We start from the raw sequence: 15328 nt of genomic DNA on the forward strand, positions 1-15328 counted from the left end.
GCGGAAAGTGACCCCGCGTTGCTTTAACCCGTGCGTGCTATCTCCCTGCCCCGCCTGCTGCCATGAGTTCGAGCCGCTTGAGGGTCTCGCGGTTGCGCACTGAGATTGCGGGGTCACGCAGTACCTTGGGCACCCGCTTGCCGGGTCCGCGGATGGCGTCCTCGGCGATGGTCACCAGGCACTGATCGCCCCGGTCCTCAAGGGTGATGGCCACCTTCGCTTCGCCCATGGGCCAGCCGCGGGCCACCAGTTCCAGGGATTTACCGGGTTCGACGCCGGTCACCTGCGTGCTGTCGTTGATCACCAGCGGCCACGCGCCCACGGAATGGTGCAGGCGTGAGCCGGCCTGCGGCCACGTGTCATCCACGGCCCTGATCCGGGAAGCGCCCACCACCCAGCCGGAGTACAGCCAGCCGTCGGCGATGACTTTCCAGATATCGGCGGCGGGGGAGTTGAACAGCTGGGACACGGTGGACATGGTGTTCCTTCCTGTGGTGGTGGAGCGGGCAGGATTTCCCGCCGCAGCGGCGGAGCGTACGACGGCGGCAGGAGCCGGCTGCTGTGCCGCCAGGTAGGAGCGCTCCCGGAGGCGGCGCGCCCAGGCATACGTTTGTGTTCCGGGCGGCTGGTTGGCGAGCGGGTCGAAGCGCAGGGGAGTGTCCCGCGGCTCGGGGGCGGCGCGCAGGCGCAGCTCGCCGCACTCATGCCACTGCCCGGCTGGCCTGGCCCAGTACAGTCCAAGAATCCATTCCCCGGAAGCCAGCGACGCGTCCGGAAGCTGCTCCGTCCGCAGGCCCAGCAGCACCGGACCTTTCCGGCCGCGGTACGGCATGAGGGTGGTCAGGGTGGCGCTTGCGACGTCGAGTTTGGGCTGGAGCAGGAACCGGCCGGGCAGCCGCCAGCCGGTGGACGCGAAGAGGACGTCGGCCGGGCCGGGGCCGGCAAAGCCGGCAGCAGGGCCGCCGGGAGCATGACCGCCGGGCGGGGTGACCCGAAGCGCAAGCCCCAGGATGTCCGGAAGGTTCTGCGGCAGGCCGGCCGAACGGGAAAACCTCGCCTCGACGGTGTCCGTGCCGGGCTGGTCCAGCCAGTCCAGCCCGCTCGGCTCACCGGGGCTGCCGGTCCTCGCCAGGTCCCCGGCCAGTCCCACCCCGTCCGGATGGATGGGCCGGTCAGGCCGGGCCAGCTTGAGGAGGCGGAACATGCCTGCGAAGGCGCCGCCCGCCGTCGTACTTAAGGCCCCGCCCGCCGTCGTACCTATGGGTCCGGCGCGGCCGGCCGCTGGTTGGTCACTCACAAGGTGGTCCGTCATGCTTCCTTCCTACCCCGAAAAGGCGGAACTACATGCGTCCGAACCGCGACCGGACAAGGGCGAAAATCCCATAGGCGATGAATCCGGCACCGATGGCCACCAGGAGGTACGGCCCGAAGGGATGGTCCTGGAGGGCCTTGAGGCTGCCGTCCAGCCCGGTGGATTCGTCCGGGCTGTGCTTGGCGGCGGCGATGACGAAGAGCAGTCCGGTGAGGACCAGCGCTACGCCTTTGGCGATGTGGCCGCCGACGCCCAGGACGTCGATCAGCCTGCCGCGCCGCCTGCCGTCGAAGTAGTACAGCTCCTCCTTGAACCCCCGGCGGACCCCCTTGACCATGAAGTAGATTCCAATCCCAATGATCGTCAGGCCGAGGGCCACCAGCGTCCACAGCCCTGGCGGCGTAGCCATCAGCGAGGCGCTGAAATCCCGGGTGCTGTCACTGGAATCCCCACGCAGCCCGACGGCGAAACCGGCGAAGCTGAACCCCACGCTGCTGTAGGCGATGGCCAGGAAACCGGAGGAAATGAGCTTGGACACGCGCTCCCTGCGGGGGAGCCGGCGTGCCCGCAGGGTGGCCTCGCTTGCCTGCCACAGCCCCAGGCCGAGGCAAGCCAGTACGCAGGCCCACATCACGGCCGGGCCCCAGGCGTTGGCGGCGAGCTGCTCGATCGCCCCGGTGGGTTCGGCCTCGCCGGGCTGGCCGAACGCCACGGCGATGGCAATGGCGCCGATGATCACGTGCAGCAGGGCCATGACGGCGAATCCGGTGCGCGCCAGGACGTCCAGGGCCTTGTGGTTGGAGGCCTCCTCGACAGCGTCCGCGGCCTGGCGGATGGTGGATTCCCCGTCAGACATGGCTCAGCCGTTCATTGGTCCTTCGGCCCGCAGCTTCTCGGCGCCGGGCCCCTCGACGTGCACGGTGCAGCGGACCACGAGCCTTCCGGGGGCGTTGTCCAGTTCCACCAGGGAGTCGTCCGCACTCAGGACCGTGAACACCTGGGAGTCCGGCACCACGGCCACCCCCTTGGCTTTGGCCGTCTCCCGGGCGTTGCCCAGTGCCTCGTTCTGCAGGCCTTCTATGTATGCGTTCTCGTCTTCACGGGCCGGGTCCCCAAAAGCCCAGCCAAACAAAGTCCCTGTGTTTCCCATGGCGACGATGTTACGCGTTCTGCTCTGGGAAGACGGGCTTTCGTAACATTAGTAAGTGTGCTTACCATGGGCGGGCCAAGACCCTGACGGGACACGGCAAGCGAAGACCGCACGAGCGGCATCCCGCAACCACTTCGACGTTAGGAATGCACAACATGGCAGGAAATCTCATTGCCCGGTCAGTTCACGATTTGACGGCAGCGGCGTGGTTCGGCGGATCCCTCATGGGGGCCATCGGCCTCAACGGTGCAGCGGCGGCAGCCAAGGATCCGTCCGAACGCACCCGGCTCTCCAGTGCCGGCTGGATGAAGTGGGCGCCGTTCCAGACGGCGGCCTTCGCCTCCCACCTCGTGGCGGACCTGGCCATCGCCTGGGAGAACAAGGGACGCATTGCCAAGCAGGAGGGCGTGGCCCGGGACACCGTGATCAAGACGGCGGTGACGGTGGTAGGCGCGGCGGTAACGCTGTACTCCGGCATCCTTGGCAAGAAGGTGGAGAAGCTTGCGGACCAGGGCGCCGCGGGTGCCACGGAGCCCCGGCCGGAGGCATCCGACGAACTGAAGGCGGCCCAGCAGCAGCTGAAGGTGCTGCAGTGGGTCATCCCGGCGTTCGCCGGCCTGGTGGTTGTCCTGGGTGCGAAGCACGGCGAGATGCAGCGTCCCAAGAACGTCCTCGCGGGCCTGCGCTCCTAGCCATACGGGTGCCTGCCCCGGGGTAAGGCGGCAACGCACGACGACGGTCCGGCACCTGGGTGCCGGACCGTCGTCGTGCACGGGGCCGGGAAGGTGTCCTTGCCGGCCGGCCTAGATCGGTTTGGTGCCCGCCGGCGGCAGGTTCGGGTTCATGTCCTCGAGGTTCGGGTCCTCGGCAGTCCATACCTGGATGATGGCCCAGGCAACGGCGGCCAGCGGCACGGACAGCACCGCACCCACGATGCCGGCGAGGATGGTTCCGGCCGTCAACGCCATCAGGATCACCAGGGCGTGGAGCTGCAGGGACTTGCCCATGACGATGGGCTGCAGCAGGTCGCCCTCGAGCTGGTTGACGGCGATGACCACGGCCACCACGATCAGGGCGACCACCGGCCCGTTCGCCACCAGCGCCACCAGGGCTGCAAGGATCCCGGCCACGGTGGCGCCAACCAGGGGATGAAGGCGGTGATGAAGACGACGATGGCCAGCGGGATGGCCAGGGGCACCTGCATGATCAGCAGCGCGGCGCCGATGGCCACCGTGTCCACCAGGGCGACGATCGCGGTGCCGCGGACGTAGCCGCCGAGCACCTCAAGGGTGCGGCGGCCCACGCGGCGCAGCTTGGCTTCACGGGCTCCGGTGAACGGGCGGAGGAAGAAGTTCCAGATCTTGGCGCCGTCCTTCAGGAAGAAAAAGAGGATGACGATCATCAGGCCGGCCCCGGCGATGAACTCGGTGACCACGGACAACCCGGTGATCGCGCCGGAGCGGACCTGGCTGCTGGTGGCGAAGTCGATGATGCCCTGCCGGGCCTGGTCCAGCTGTTCCTGCTCGATGGGGACGGGCCCGGTCAGCAGGAACTTCTCCAGCTCATCCAGTCCGGAGGAGGCTTGCTGGGCGAGCTCGCTCCACTGGTTGCGCACCGAGAAGTAGATGACGGTGGACACGCCGCCCAGCACCAGCAAAAGGCCGATGAACGCGATCCCTGTTGCCAGTCCCCCGGGCAGCCCCCGGCGCCGGAGCATGTTCACGAACGGGCCGATGGCCGCGGCCAGGATCAGCGCTATCAGGATTGGAATGACTAAGAGCTTGATCTGCATCAGCGCGTAGACGGATACAACCGCAACGATAAGGATCAGCAGGACCTGGGCGGCGCGGATGCCCACCCTGCCCAGGCTGTCACCCCAGAGCTCGGAGGGGGACCTGGGTTCCTTGGGCTTCCGGGCAGCCGCCGGGCGGTGGCCCTCGCCGCCGGGCTCCCCGTGCGCGGCGGCAGCCGGAACAGCCGGTGATTGTGCCGTGGCCTCCTGCGGGGGTTCGTGGCTCACGTCGTGCTCGGTGAGGCGTGATGATCGCGCCATGGGAACTCCTCATCGTCGGCGGGTGCCTGCCGCGCCGGGATGCCGGACAGGCTTACTACCTTCTCAGGTAGTAAGCCTACTGACGGATTGGGCAAGGGTGAAACCCCGCAGGACTATCCGGCGAGCCATTCGGCGCAGGAGTTCAGGTTCCGGTTCACGGTGGCCACGGCGGCCTCCGCGTCACGGAGTTCAATGGCATCAACCAGCAGGCCGTGCCCCTCATGCGGGCGCCCGTCGAAACCGGGCCGGCCCTGCTGCTTCAGGAGGTCCTGGTGGAAGGCGCCTCCAAAGCTGGCATACAGCTCGTGCAGCAGGGGGTTGCCGGAGGCCTGGGCTACCCGTTCATGGAAACCCCAGTCAGCGCGCGCCCAGGCTTCGTAGTCGCCGGCCACCCAGGCCTCGTCCCGGGCGGCGAGCAGGGCACGCAGGGCCGTGACGTCGTCGTCCGTGGCATTCCTCGCCGCCAGCCGGGCCGCCTGGGTGTCCAGGCCCAGCCTGACTTCCAGGATGTGCTCCTCGGTGTGGTCCTGGTACAGCCGGCGGGCCGCGCCGGAAATTTCACTGGTGGCCCGGACGTAGGTGCCGTCACCGCGCCGGACCTCCAGCATTCCGCTGTGGGCAAGGGCCTTGACGGCCTCGCGGAGGGTGCCGCGGGAGACGCCGAGGCGGGCTATCAGCTCGGTTTCGGACGGGATGCGCCGGTGCAGGGGCCATTCGCCGGAGTGGACCATGCTGCGCAGCTTGGCGGTGACCTCGTCCGCGAGCGGCGGGCGGGAGGATGGGCTTAGGGCCATGGCGTGCTACTTCCTTCCAACGGCGTTGGTCATGGCCCTGCCGGTGATCAGGTGGGCCACCACGATCTGGGCCAGCGCCAGGCCAAGCAGGAGCAGGAGGGGCAGGGTCCAGCCGCCGGTGGCGCTGTGCAGCAGTCCCATCCCGAACGGCCCGGCCGTGGCCAGGAGGTAGCCCGTGGACTGGGCAAGCGTGGACAATGCGGTGGTTTCGGCGGTGCTCGCCCCGCTGCGGCTGATCATCACCATCACCAGCGGGAAGATGCCCAGGCCGAAGCCCAGCAGGGCGGCAGGGACGGCGGCCAGCCCCACCGGGAGCACCAGCAGCAGCACCAGGCCCGCCACCATGGTGACGCTGACCAGGTAGAACGTAGGCCGCAGCATCCGTGGCCGCGAGCCGATCGCGATCAGCACCATGCCTGCCGGCACGGAGACCAGCTGCATCAGCCCGAACATCAGTCCGCTGTCCGAGGCGCTCATGCCCATGGTGGTCAGCATGTAGGGGAACCAGCTCAGCAGGGCATAGGCGAGCAGGGCCTGCAGCGTGAAGATCACTGTAAGGAGCAGCCCTTTGCGGGTCCGCAGCAGCGGCCACGGCGAGACGCGGACCGCCGGCCTCCGGGGACTGTTGCGGTGGGCGTGCAGTGCCACGGGCAGGAAGCCAAGGAGGGCCGCGACGGCGGTGATGCCAATGGCACCGACGGCCGCCGACGGCGAACCGAGGGCGTGGGCCAGCGGAACCACGGCGACGGCGGTCACGGTGGCACCCGTGGTCATGGTCACCGTGTAGACGGCGGTCATGAGCGACGTGCGGTGCGCGAAGTGTTCCCGGATGAAGGAGGGCATGGCCACGTTGCAGACGGCCAGGCCGGACATGCCAAGGACGCTGCCGGCCACCAGCATGCCGGTGGCCGGAATGCCGCGCAGGAGGAGCCCGCTGGCCAGCATGGCCAGGGCCACCAGGATCGCCTTTTCCACGCCAAGGCGCCCGGTTAGCCAGGAGGTGCCGGCGCCCGCCAGCGCAAAGCACAGCGTGGGGATGGACGGGATGACGGCGGCCACCAGCGCCCCATACCCGAGGACTGCCTGGAGGTCATGCAGCAGGGCGGACGCTCCGGTAATGCCCGCGCGCAGGTTCAGTCCGATCAGCACCAGCGCAATCACACCGAAAACGACGGCGGACCGGGGCTTGGTACCCGTCCCGGGCAAAGCGGCGGCCGGGACGGCCGGGGTTGCCGGGGCGGCAGCAGCGGGCGCGTTGGCGGCGGGAGGATACGACTCAGGCATTTCTCGAGTCTAAAGGTTAGACGTTTGACGTCTGCAGTTTTGTGGCGGACCTCTCTCCCGGCCGTTCATCTTCGGGCAATAGAATCCGGTTACGGCACCGGGCCAGCCAGGTCCGGACCCGCCGCAACGACGCGGAAGGACGGCCTGTTTCGGTGAGCCAACAAACGGAGATTGAGAAGAAGTACGACGTCGACGAGGACGCCACAGTGCCTCCGCTGGAGGGGCTCCCCGGAGTCACCAGGGCGGGTCTTCCCCATACTGCTGTGCTTCAGGCCGTCTACTTCGACACGAAGCGCCATACACTGGCGTCCCACCGGATCACCCTCCGCCGCCGCACCGGCGGAACCGACGCCGGCTGGCACCTGAAGCTGCCGCCGCTGGATGACGCTACTTCCGCAACGGAACCGCTGCAGCGGCGGGAACTGCACGCCCCGCTGGGGCAGCCCGATGTGGTGCCTGACAGCCTCTTGGCCTACCTCCAGGCATACCTCCGGGGGGCTGAAGTGGTTCCGGTGGTGCGGCTGGAAACCAGCCGCACCACCCACGCCCTGTACGGCGAGGACGGCGTTCACTTGGCGGACCTCGCCGATGACCGGGTGACGGCCGAGCTCCTGCACCGCGGACAAAAAGGCGGAGCCGGGGGCGGCGGGGAGAAGCAGCATTGGCGTGAATGGGAACTGGAACTCGTCCATGGCGATCCCGGGTTCTTCGGCCCCGCCGAGGAGCTGCTGGCCAAGGCCGGAGCCCGTCCCGCCGGGCACGCCTCGAAGCTTGCCCGTGCGCTGGGCGGCGCCGCCGGCTCCCTCCCGGACGCCGGCCCGTCCCGGAACGGAAGTACCCCTGCCCTGGCTGCCGGCAGGAAAGCCCCCGCAGCCGCCGTCGTCACGGCCTACCTCAGTGGACAGATCGGGGAGATCCTGGCCCGGGACCCGGGAGTCCGGCTGGAGGAGCCCGAGTCGGTGCACGACATGCGGTCCGCGCTCCGCCGGGTCCGCTCCGTGCTTTCTGCCTACTCAAAACTTTATGCAGCCGCTCCGGTGCGCCGGCTGCGCGACGAACTGAAATGGCTGGGCCAGCTGCTCGGCGCGCCACGGGATGCCGAGGTCCTGCTGGCCAGGCTCCGCGGGCACCTCGACGACCTTACGCCGGGGGAGGGCGTGGACGACGTCAGGGCCAAGGTGGAGCACAAAGTGGGCGGCGCCTATGACGACGGTTACCGGCAGCTCCAGGAGGCGCTGCGCTCGGAACGCTACTTCCGGCTCCTGGATGACCTGGAGGCGTTCCGGGACAAACCGCCGGTCCGTCCGGACCCGGTGGTGCCGGGGCGCCGCGTGGCTGCGAAAGCCGTGGCCAAGGCTGCCAGGCGGCTGCGGCGCTCGCACAAGGCCGCGGTGCGGTCCAAGCGCGGAACGGCCCACGAAACCGCCCTCCACCAGGTGCGCAAGGATGCCAAGAAGCTGCGGCACGTGGCGGAATCTGCCGCCCAGGTCTACGGCAAACGTGGGGACAAGGTGGCCAAGGCCGCGCATCGGCAGCAAAAGATCCTGGGCAATTTCCACGACGCCGTGATCGCCCGGGACCTGCTGGCCACGGTGGGCTCACGGCAGGAACCGACGCCGGCTGCGGCAGCCTATGCAGCATTGGAGACGCGGGAGGACGGGCTGATCAGCAGCTCCGAGGCCCAGTACCGGAAAGCCCGCAGGAAGTCCCGGAAACTGCTGCGCCGCGGGCTGGGGTAGCGGCATGTCAGGGCAACGCGGGGTCAGATAACGCCCGATAAATCGCTGATATCGGGCAGGAAGTGACCCCGTGTTGGCGTTATTTCCCCTGCCGCGCGGACAGCCGGGCCACGGCCAGCGCCAGCCAGAGCTGCACGCGGTCCGCAGTGACGGCGGGGTCGTAACCGGTCAGCTCGGTAATCTGCGCCAGCCGGTACCGGACGGTGTTCCGGTGCAGGGTGAGCTCCTCGGCGACGGCGGCCACCGAGCCGTTGTTGTTGAGGTAGCTCTCCAGCGTGGCCATCAGTTCCGAGCCGTGGGCGGCGTCAAAGGTCCGCAGCGGGTCCAGGGACTCGTTGGCCATGTCCGCCAGCGGTACGTCCTCGCTGGCCAGGAGCAGCGACGTCAGGCTGAGGCGCTCCGGCTCATTGACGGGCAGGCCGTGGCTTGCCGCGTCACGGGCCTCAAAGTAGCTCCACCGCAGGCCGTTCGGCTTGGTGTACGCGCCGCCGATCCCGATCGTGGCGTGGATGCCGGCTTCTGCCAGGTGGTCGCTCAGTTTCCGGGCAAGGGCAGGTGCGCCGCCGCCGTCGTCATTAATGACCAGCACCAGGTCCTTGCCCACGACGGCGGCCACCGCCTTTTCCAGTTCGCGCGGCACCGAGGTACTCACCAGTGCCTTGTTGTGGGCGGCCGAAACGGCCAGCAGCACCACGTTCTTCCGGGTGCTGTTGACGCCCACGCCGGCCAGGCGCCGCTGGGCCTCGCTGGTCTCCAGCGCCCCGTGGATCACGTCTTCCAGGACCTGGCCGCAGAGGGCACGCTGGGCCTGGCGCTGCTTGACCATGTTGTTCAGCTCCACGCTGATCAGGCTTTGGGCGTACCCGATGATGCCCGAGTCCTCGAAGGGCTGCCGGACCCAGAGGGTGCAGGCATCCCGCCGGCCGGTGGGGACGGGATAGGAGGACCAGGAGTCCGCGGACGGGGAATCGCTGCTGCTGTTGTAGAGCTGGGCCGTGAACTGGGTGAGGGCCACGTCGGTGCGCAGCATGTTGCCCAGGTGCTTGAGGAGCTCGGCGAGCCCGCCACCGGTGAGCAGTGCCCGGGCCAGAATCTGGTGCCCGGCGATCAGCCGCTCGAGTTTGGCGTAGTGGTCCGCGGACTGGGCGTCGGCCACCAGCTTGCCGATGGCAATGAACGGCGTCTCGTAGGGAACCTCCACCACCGGCAGGCCCCACCGGTTCGCCTCCGCCAGCAGGGCAGGAGGGACCGTCTCGTGCGAGAGCCCCACGCCGAAGCCAATGCCCACGGCACCGGCCCGCTGCACCTGCCGGACAAAGCGCCGCTGCTCCGGCGCGGACCGCAGGCGCAGGCCGGTGGTGAGGATCAGTTCCCCGCCGTTGAGGAACCGGTGCGGATCCTCCAGTTCCGTGACTGCCACCCAGTTGATGTCCTGGTGCCAGGTGGTCTCGGCGACCCCGGCCTTGGACAGCTTCAGGGAGTTAACACCCAGCAGGGCGGCAAGGGAAATGGCCATGGATCAAGGATAAACGGGCGCTGGGCAACCGCACTAAACAGCTCCCGGAAGGGTGTGCAGGTGGCTATTCACTGCACAGGGGCGCTGGCATAGGCTCAAGGCAGTTCAATCCATCCGCCCCGAACTCCGCCCGGGCGCGGGTGGCCCCTACGAAAGAGGTTGCACACCGTGGTCCAAACCTTGCAGAACTTCATCAACGGGAAGTTCGTCACCCCTGCCGGCACCACCCTGCTGGACATCGTGAACCCGGCCAACGGGGAGGTCGTGGCGCACTCGCCCGTCTCGGTGCAGGCCGATGTGGACGCCGCCATGACCGCAGCCAAGGACGCCTTCAGGACCTGGAAGCACGTCACCCCGGGGCAGCGCCAGCTGATGCTCCTCAAGCTCGCCGACGCCGTCGAGGCCAACAGTGACGAACTCGTGGAGGCCCAGCACCGCAACACGGGCCAGGTCCGCTCCCTGATCGCCTCCGAGGAAGTGGCGGCCGGCGCCGACCAGCTCCGTTTCTTTGCCGGCGCAGCCCGCATCCTTGAAGGCAAGTCCGCCGGCGAATACTTAGAGGGGCACACCTCCTACGTCCGCCGCGAACCCATCGGCGTCGTGGCACAGGTTGCACCCTGGAACTATCCCTTCCTGATGGCCATCTGGAAGATCGGCCCGGCGCTCGCCGCCGGCAACACCGTGGTCCTCAAGCCCTCGGACACCACCCCGGAATCCACGCTGGTCCTGGCCCGCCTCGCAGGGGACATCCTGCCCGCCGGCGTCCTGAACGTGGTGCTGGGCACGGGCGAGACCGGTGCCCTGATGGTGGACCACAAGGTTCCCGGCCTGGTGTCCATCACCGGCTCCGTCCGTGCCGGCATCGCTGTGGCGTCCGGTGCGGCCAAGGGCCTCAAGCGTGCCCACCTGGAGCTTGGCGGCAAGGCGCCGGCCATCGTCTTCAAGGACGCCGATATCAAGAAGAGTGCCGCGGCCATCGCCGAGTTCGCGTTCTTCAACGCCGGCCAGGACTGCACCGCGATCACGCGCGTGCTGGTGGAAGACTCGGTGCACGACGACGTCGTCGCCGCCATGGTGGAGCACACCAAAACCCTCCGCACCGGCTCGCAGAACGATGAGGACAACTACTTCGGCCCGCTGAACAACGTCAACCACTTCAACGCCGTCAGCTCGGTGGTGGAGAACCTGCCTGCCAACTGCCGGATCGAAATTGGCGGCCACCGGGCGGGGGAGAAGGGCTACTTCTTCGAACCCACCATCGTCACCGGCGCCAGGCAAAGCGATGACATCGTCCAGAAGGAAACCTTTGGGCCCGTCATCACCGTGCAGAAGTTCAGCACCGAGGAAGAAGCTGTGGAACTGGCGAATGACGTGGACTATGCCCTCGCCTCCAGCGTGTGGACCACCGACCACGGCACGGCCATGCGCCTGAGCCGCGACCTGGACTTCGGCGCCGTCTGGATCAACACCCACATCCTCCTCACCGCCGAAATGCCCCACGGCGGCTTCAAGCAGTCCGGCTACGGCAAGGACCTCTCCATGTACGGCGTTGAGGACTACACGCGCATCAAGCACGTCATGAGTGCACTCGACGCATAACCCCGCCGCCAAACCTCCGCATCAAACCCCAGGCTTTCCAGAAAGGCTCCCCATGACCACCACCGCATCAGACATCACCTTCCGCCTGGAGCAGAAGCGCCGGGTCCAGGCCGACTTCCCCGGGCCCAAGTCGGTGGCACTGGCCGAGCGCCGCAAGGCAGTAGTTGCCGCCGGCGTCGCCTCCGCCGTTCCCGTCTACGTTGCAGACGCCGACGGCGGGATCATCCACGACGTCGACGGCAACTCCTTCATCGACCTCGGCTCAGGCATCGCGGTGACCAGCGTGGGCGCGTCCGATCCCGCCGTCGTCGGTGCCGTCAAGGAAGCCGTGGAGCACTTCACGCACACCTGCTTCATGGTCACCCCGTACGAGGGGTACGTGGCACTGGCCGAGCAGCTCAACCGCCTCACGCCCGGCGACCACGAGAAGCGCACGGTCCTCTTCAATTCAGGCGCTGAGGCGGTGGAGAACGCCGTCAAGGTGGCCCGCCTCGCCACCGGACGCGACGCCGTCGTGGCCTTCGACCACGCCTACCACGGCCGCACCAACCTGACCATGGCGCTCACCGCGAAGGCCATGCCGTACAAGACCAACTTCGGCCCCTTCGCGCCCGAGGTGTACCGCATGCCCATGAGCTACCCGTACCGCGAGGAAAACCCGGAGATCACCGGTGCCGAGGCCGCCAAGCGCGCCATCACCATGATCGAGAAGCAGATCGGCGGGGACCAGGTTGCCGCGATCATCATCGAACCCATCCAAGGCGAAGGCGGGTTCATTGTCCCCGCCGAGGGCTTCCTCCCCGCGCTGGCCGCCTGGGCCAAGGACAAGGGCATCGTGTTCATCGCCGACGAGGTCCAGTCCGGCTTCTGCCGCACCGGTGAATGGTTCGCCGTCAACCACGAGGGTGTTGTCCCGGACATCCTGACCCTGGCCAAGGGGATCGCCGGCGGCATGCCGCTCTCCGCCATCACCGGCCGGGCAGACCTGCTCGACGCCGTGCACCCCGGGGGCCTGGGCGGCACCTACGGCGGCAACCCGGTGGCATGCGCAGCCGCGCTGGCATCCATCGGCTCCATGGAGGAGTACGACCTGAACGGCCGGGCCCGCCACATTGAAGCCCTGGCCACTACCCGCCTCCGCGCGCTGCAGGCCGAGCTTGCCGGTGCCGGAACAGCCGTTATCGGCGATGTCCGCGGGCGCGGCGCCATGCTCGCCGTCGAACTGGTCCAGGCTGGCTCCAAGGAACCGAACCCGGAACTGACCAAGGCCGTGGCGGCCGCGTGCCTGAAGGAAGGTGTCATCATCCTCACCTGCGGCACCTACGGAAACGTGATCCGCCTGCTGCCGCCGCTGGTCATCACCGACGAACTGCTGACCGACGGCCTGGACGTCCTGGCCGCCGCCATCAAAGCCAACGCGTAGCAGTCCACAGAGTTAGCGTCCCCTCGCAACGGCGCGAACACAACCCGAGGCCCCGGAACTACTGTTCCGGGGCCTCGGGGGATTAAGGCGCCGCTACCTCTGGGCTTTGTCCGGTTCTCCGATGACCACCTGCGCGGGACTGTGCAGCACGTAGCCGTTGAGCCAGGAAAACAGGGCGCGGACTTTCTGCTGGAATCCGGACAGCAGGGCAAGGTGCACCAGGAGCCAGGACAGAAAAGCCAGCGGACCCTGGAGCTGGACGCGCCGGCGCCCCAGTTCAGCCACCGCCGCGCCCCGTCCGATCATCGCCATGTATCCCTTGTCCACGTAGCGGAAAGGCTGCCGGGTTCCGCCGTTGAGGTCGGCAAGGATGTTGCGCGCGGCCCACTTCCCGGCCTGCTGGGCCACCGAACCGAGCTGCGGCAGTTTCGCTCCGGTCGAATCGGTGATGTTGGCGGCGTCGCCGATGACATACACGCCTTCCGCACCAGGGGCCGTCAGGTCCGCCTGGACGTCGATCCGGCCGCCCTTTCCCTGCGGCAGCCCCGAGCCGGCGATGAGGTCACCGCCCTTCAGCCCGCCGGCCCAGACAACGATCCCGCCCGGGATGACCGTCCCGTCAGCCAGCGTCACGCCGTCGGCCCTGACTTCGGTGACGCCCACCCCCATATGCATCTGGACACCTATCTTCGCCAGGCGTTGCCGGGTGTATTCCTGGGACCTGGAAGAAAACATGGCGAGCACGCTCGGCACCATGTCCACCAGGTGCACGCGGCACCGGGCCGCCAGTTCCGGGGAGAAGAACTTTGCCACAACGAACTTGATGTTTTCCGCCAGGGCGCCGGCAGTCTCCACCCCTGTGGGACCGCCGCCCACCACCACCATGTCCACTTCGGTTCCAGGCTCGCGGTCGGCCCGGTCCAGCAGCCGGGTCACGCTGGTTCCAAGCCTGGTGGCGTCGGTCACGGAGTACAGCGGGAAGGCATGCTCCTCCGCCCCGGGCGTATTGAAGAAGTTGGGCACGGCGCCCACGGCGATCACCAAAACCTGGGCGCGGAACGTGTCACCCTCGTCGGTGGTGACGGTGCGGTTTCCAACATCAACCGAGGCAACTTCCGCGGTCAGGACCCGCACGTTGCGAATCCGCCGGAACATGGACCGGATGGGGCGGGCAATGGCGGACACGCCGATCTGCGAGGTGGCCACCTGGTACAGCAGCGGCTGGAACTGGTGGTAGTTGTTCGAATCGATAAGCAGGACGCGGACGCCCTTGCGGCCAAGTTCCCTGGCTGCAGCGGTGCCGGCGAATCCGGCCCCGATCACGATGACCTGATATGAGTCCTCCATCCGAGCAACCTACTCCACCGGGGTTCCCGGCAACAGGGGGCTAGGGGGATTTGAGGGCCGCCCGGTTCCGTCTCCGGGCCACGGACGCCTTGCGGGCCGTGCGCAGCATGTCCACGGTCAGGACCAGCAGCGCCACCCACACCACGCCGAAGCCGATCCAGCGGTCCAGGGTCATCGCTTCCCTGAACACCACCAGCGCCAGGATGAACTGCAGGACTGGCGCGAAGTACTGCAGCAGCCCGATGGTTGTCAGGGGAAGGCGGCGGGCCGAGGCTCCAAAGAACAGCAGCGGTACCGCCGTGATCACGCCGGAGGCCAGCAGGAGCCAGAAATGGCCCGGTCCCTGTGTGGTGAGCGTGGCTGTTCCGGCGGCTGCCAGGTAGACCATCGTGGCCGCCGCGAACGGGGCCAGCACCATGCTCTCCACGCTGAGGCTGGTGACGGCGTCCACCCTGGACCCCACCCGCTTCTTGACGAAACCGTAGAGGCCGAAGCTGAAGGCCAGGGTCAGTGCGATCCACGGCAGCTTGCCGTAGGAGTAGGTGAGGACGCCCACCGCCACAAAACCGATGCCGACGGCGGTCCACTGCAGCGGACGCAGCCTCTCCTTCAGGACGAACACGCCCAGCAGGACAGACACCAGCGGGTTGATGAAGTAGCCAAGGGAGGCCTCAACGGCCTGCCCGGTGGTCACCCCGTAGGTGTACGTCAGCCAGTTGACGGCGATCAGGAGGGCGGCCAGGGCCAGCGAACCAAACACGGCCCGGTCCCGCAGGGCCTGCGCCAGCGCGGACCAGGAACGGGTGGCCATGATGAGGAGGGCGCAGAACAGCAGGGACCACACCACCCGGTTGGCCACGATTTCGACGGCGCCCGCCGGCATGAGGACAAAGAAGTACAGCGGCAGCAGCCCCCACAGCCCGTAAGCCCCGATGCCAAAGAGGATTCCCGCCGTCGTCTCCTTATCTACGGCCCTGGGACCGGCGGCTTTGGGGCCGGCTGCCCGGGAAGGACGGGGCGCAGCGGCGGGAGCCGGGGCACTGGCGGGGGAGGATCCATCGGGAGTGGGCACGGAACCCATAACACCACCCCGGGGGCAGGTATTCCAGCA

At 68.0% G+C, this 15328-nt stretch carries 12 protein-coding genes and 1 pseudogene; 4 read left to right on the forward strand and 9 right to left on the reverse strand.

Going from position 1 to position 15328, the window contains the following annotated elements:
* Positions 1 to 37: 37 nt before the first annotated feature.
* The 3 genes from GK109_RS22130 to GK109_RS15200 are packed head-to-tail and all read right to left on the reverse strand — an operon-like array spanning position 38 to position 2462.
* Positions 38 to 1312, reverse strand: a complete 1275-nt coding sequence (locus GK109_RS22130) for an SRPBCC family protein (protein ID WP_231754879.1) — start codon at positions 1310 to 1312, stop codon at positions 38 to 40.
* Between the two features lie 28 nt (positions 1313 to 1340).
* A complete protein-coding gene (locus GK109_RS15195; protein ID WP_157241529.1) occupies positions 1341 to 2168 on the reverse strand; it encodes a DUF1206 domain-containing protein in 828 nt (275 codons plus the stop codon).
* A gap of 3 nt (positions 2169 to 2171) precedes the next feature.
* Positions 2172 to 2462 (reverse strand): hypothetical protein, encoded by a 291-nt coding sequence (locus GK109_RS15200; RefSeq protein WP_157241530.1) that lies wholly within the window; start codon positions 2460 to 2462, stop codon positions 2172 to 2174.
* Between the two features lie 155 nt (positions 2463 to 2617).
* Here GK109_RS15200 and GK109_RS15205 point away from each other — a divergent pair, with 155 nt between their 5' ends.
* On the forward strand, positions 2618 to 3154 hold the full coding sequence (locus GK109_RS15205; RefSeq protein ID WP_157241531.1) for a hypothetical protein: 537 nt from the start codon (positions 2618 to 2620) through the stop codon (positions 3152 to 3154).
* A gap of 111 nt (positions 3155 to 3265) precedes the next feature.
* Here GK109_RS15205 and GK109_RS15210 read toward each other — a convergent pair.
* From GK109_RS15210 to GK109_RS15220, 3 genes and pseudogenes are all read right to left on the reverse strand, one after another.
* Positions 3266 to 4515 (reverse strand): annotated as a pseudogene (locus GK109_RS15210) (AI-2E family transporter).
* 113 nt (positions 4516 to 4628) lie between these two features.
* Complete coding sequence (locus GK109_RS15215; RefSeq protein ID WP_157241532.1) at positions 4629 to 5309, reverse strand: FadR/GntR family transcriptional regulator; 681 nt, start codon at positions 5307 to 5309, stop codon at positions 4629 to 4631.
* 6 nt (positions 5310 to 5315) lie between these two features.
* Positions 5316 to 6593: a CynX/NimT family MFS transporter gene (locus tag GK109_RS15220; RefSeq protein WP_157241533.1), complete on the reverse strand. Its 1278-nt coding sequence runs from the start codon at positions 6591 to 6593 to the stop codon at positions 5316 to 5318.
* A gap of 152 nt (positions 6594 to 6745) precedes the next feature.
* Between GK109_RS15220 and GK109_RS15225 the strand changes: the two genes are divergently transcribed.
* A complete protein-coding gene (locus GK109_RS15225; RefSeq protein WP_370460623.1) occupies positions 6746 to 8332 on the forward strand; it encodes a CHAD domain-containing protein in 1587 nt (528 codons plus the stop codon).
* A 79-nt stretch (positions 8333 to 8411) separates the two neighbouring features.
* Here the strand turns inward: GK109_RS15225 and GK109_RS15230 are convergent, their stop codons facing one another.
* A complete protein-coding gene (locus GK109_RS15230; RefSeq protein ID WP_157241534.1) occupies positions 8412 to 9848 on the reverse strand; it encodes a PucR family transcriptional regulator in 1437 nt (478 codons plus the stop codon).
* A 168-nt stretch (positions 9849 to 10016) separates the two neighbouring features.
* On the opposite strand from GK109_RS15230, the gene GK109_RS15235 reads away from it, so the two are divergent.
* Positions 10017 to 11447: a gamma-aminobutyraldehyde dehydrogenase gene (locus tag GK109_RS15235; RefSeq protein ID WP_370460624.1), complete on the forward strand. Its 1431-nt coding sequence runs from the start codon at positions 10017 to 10019 to the stop codon at positions 11445 to 11447.
* Between the two features lie 52 nt (positions 11448 to 11499).
* Positions 11500 to 12870, forward strand: a complete 1371-nt coding sequence (gabT, locus tag GK109_RS15240; protein WP_157241536.1) for a 4-aminobutyrate--2-oxoglutarate transaminase — start codon at positions 11500 to 11502, stop codon at positions 12868 to 12870.
* Between the two features lie 93 nt (positions 12871 to 12963).
* Here the strand turns inward: gabT and GK109_RS15245 are convergent, their stop codons facing one another.
* Positions 12964 to 14217: an NAD(P)/FAD-dependent oxidoreductase gene (locus tag GK109_RS15245; protein ID WP_157241537.1), complete on the reverse strand. Its 1254-nt coding sequence runs from the start codon at positions 14215 to 14217 to the stop codon at positions 12964 to 12966.
* A gap of 40 nt (positions 14218 to 14257) precedes the next feature.
* Positions 14258 to 15298 carry an EamA family transporter RarD gene (gene rarD, locus GK109_RS15250; RefSeq protein WP_157241538.1) on the reverse strand — a complete coding sequence of 347 codons (1041 nt, stop codon included), beginning with the start codon at positions 15296 to 15298 and terminating at the stop codon, positions 14258 to 14260.
* Between the last annotated feature and the right edge of the window lie 30 nt (positions 15299 to 15328).

This window comes from Pseudarthrobacter sp. GA104 (assembly GCF_009741265.1).
Taxonomy (GTDB): domain Bacteria; phylum Actinomycetota; class Actinomycetes; order Actinomycetales; family Micrococcaceae; genus Arthrobacter.

Coding starts and splice junctions, on each gene's coding strand:
- GK109_RS15205 (WP_157241531.1), top strand. CDS start 2,618: ATGGCAGGAAATCTCATTGCCCGGTCAGTTCACGATTTGACGGCAGCG.
- GK109_RS15245 (WP_157241537.1), bottom strand. CDS start 14,217: ATGGAGGACTCATATCAGGTCATCGTGATCGGGGCCGGATTCGCCGGC.
- GK109_RS15215 (WP_157241532.1), bottom strand. CDS start 5,309: ATGGCCCTAAGCCCATCCTCCCGCCCGCCGCTCGCGGACGAGGTCACC.
- GK109_RS22130 (WP_231754879.1), bottom strand. CDS start 1,312: ATGACGGACCACCTTGTGAGTGACCAACCAGCGGCCGGCCGCGCCGGA.
- rarD (WP_157241538.1), bottom strand. CDS start 15,298: ATGGGTTCCGTGCCCACTCCCGATGGATCCTCCCCCGCCAGTGCCCCG.
- GK109_RS15230 (WP_157241534.1), bottom strand. CDS start 9,848: ATGGCCATTTCCCTTGCCGCCCTGCTGGGTGTTAACTCCCTGAAGCTG.
- GK109_RS15200 (WP_157241530.1), bottom strand. CDS start 2,462: ATGGGAAACACAGGGACTTTGTTTGGCTGGGCTTTTGGGGACCCGGCC.
- GK109_RS15220 (WP_157241533.1), bottom strand. CDS start 6,593: ATGCCTGAGTCGTATCCTCCCGCCGCCAACGCGCCCGCTGCTGCCGCC.
- GK109_RS15195 (WP_157241529.1), bottom strand. CDS start 2,168: ATGTCTGACGGGGAATCCACCATCCGCCAGGCCGCGGACGCTGTCGAG.
- gabT (WP_157241536.1), top strand. CDS start 11,500: ATGACCACCACCGCATCAGACATCACCTTCCGCCTGGAGCAGAAGCGC.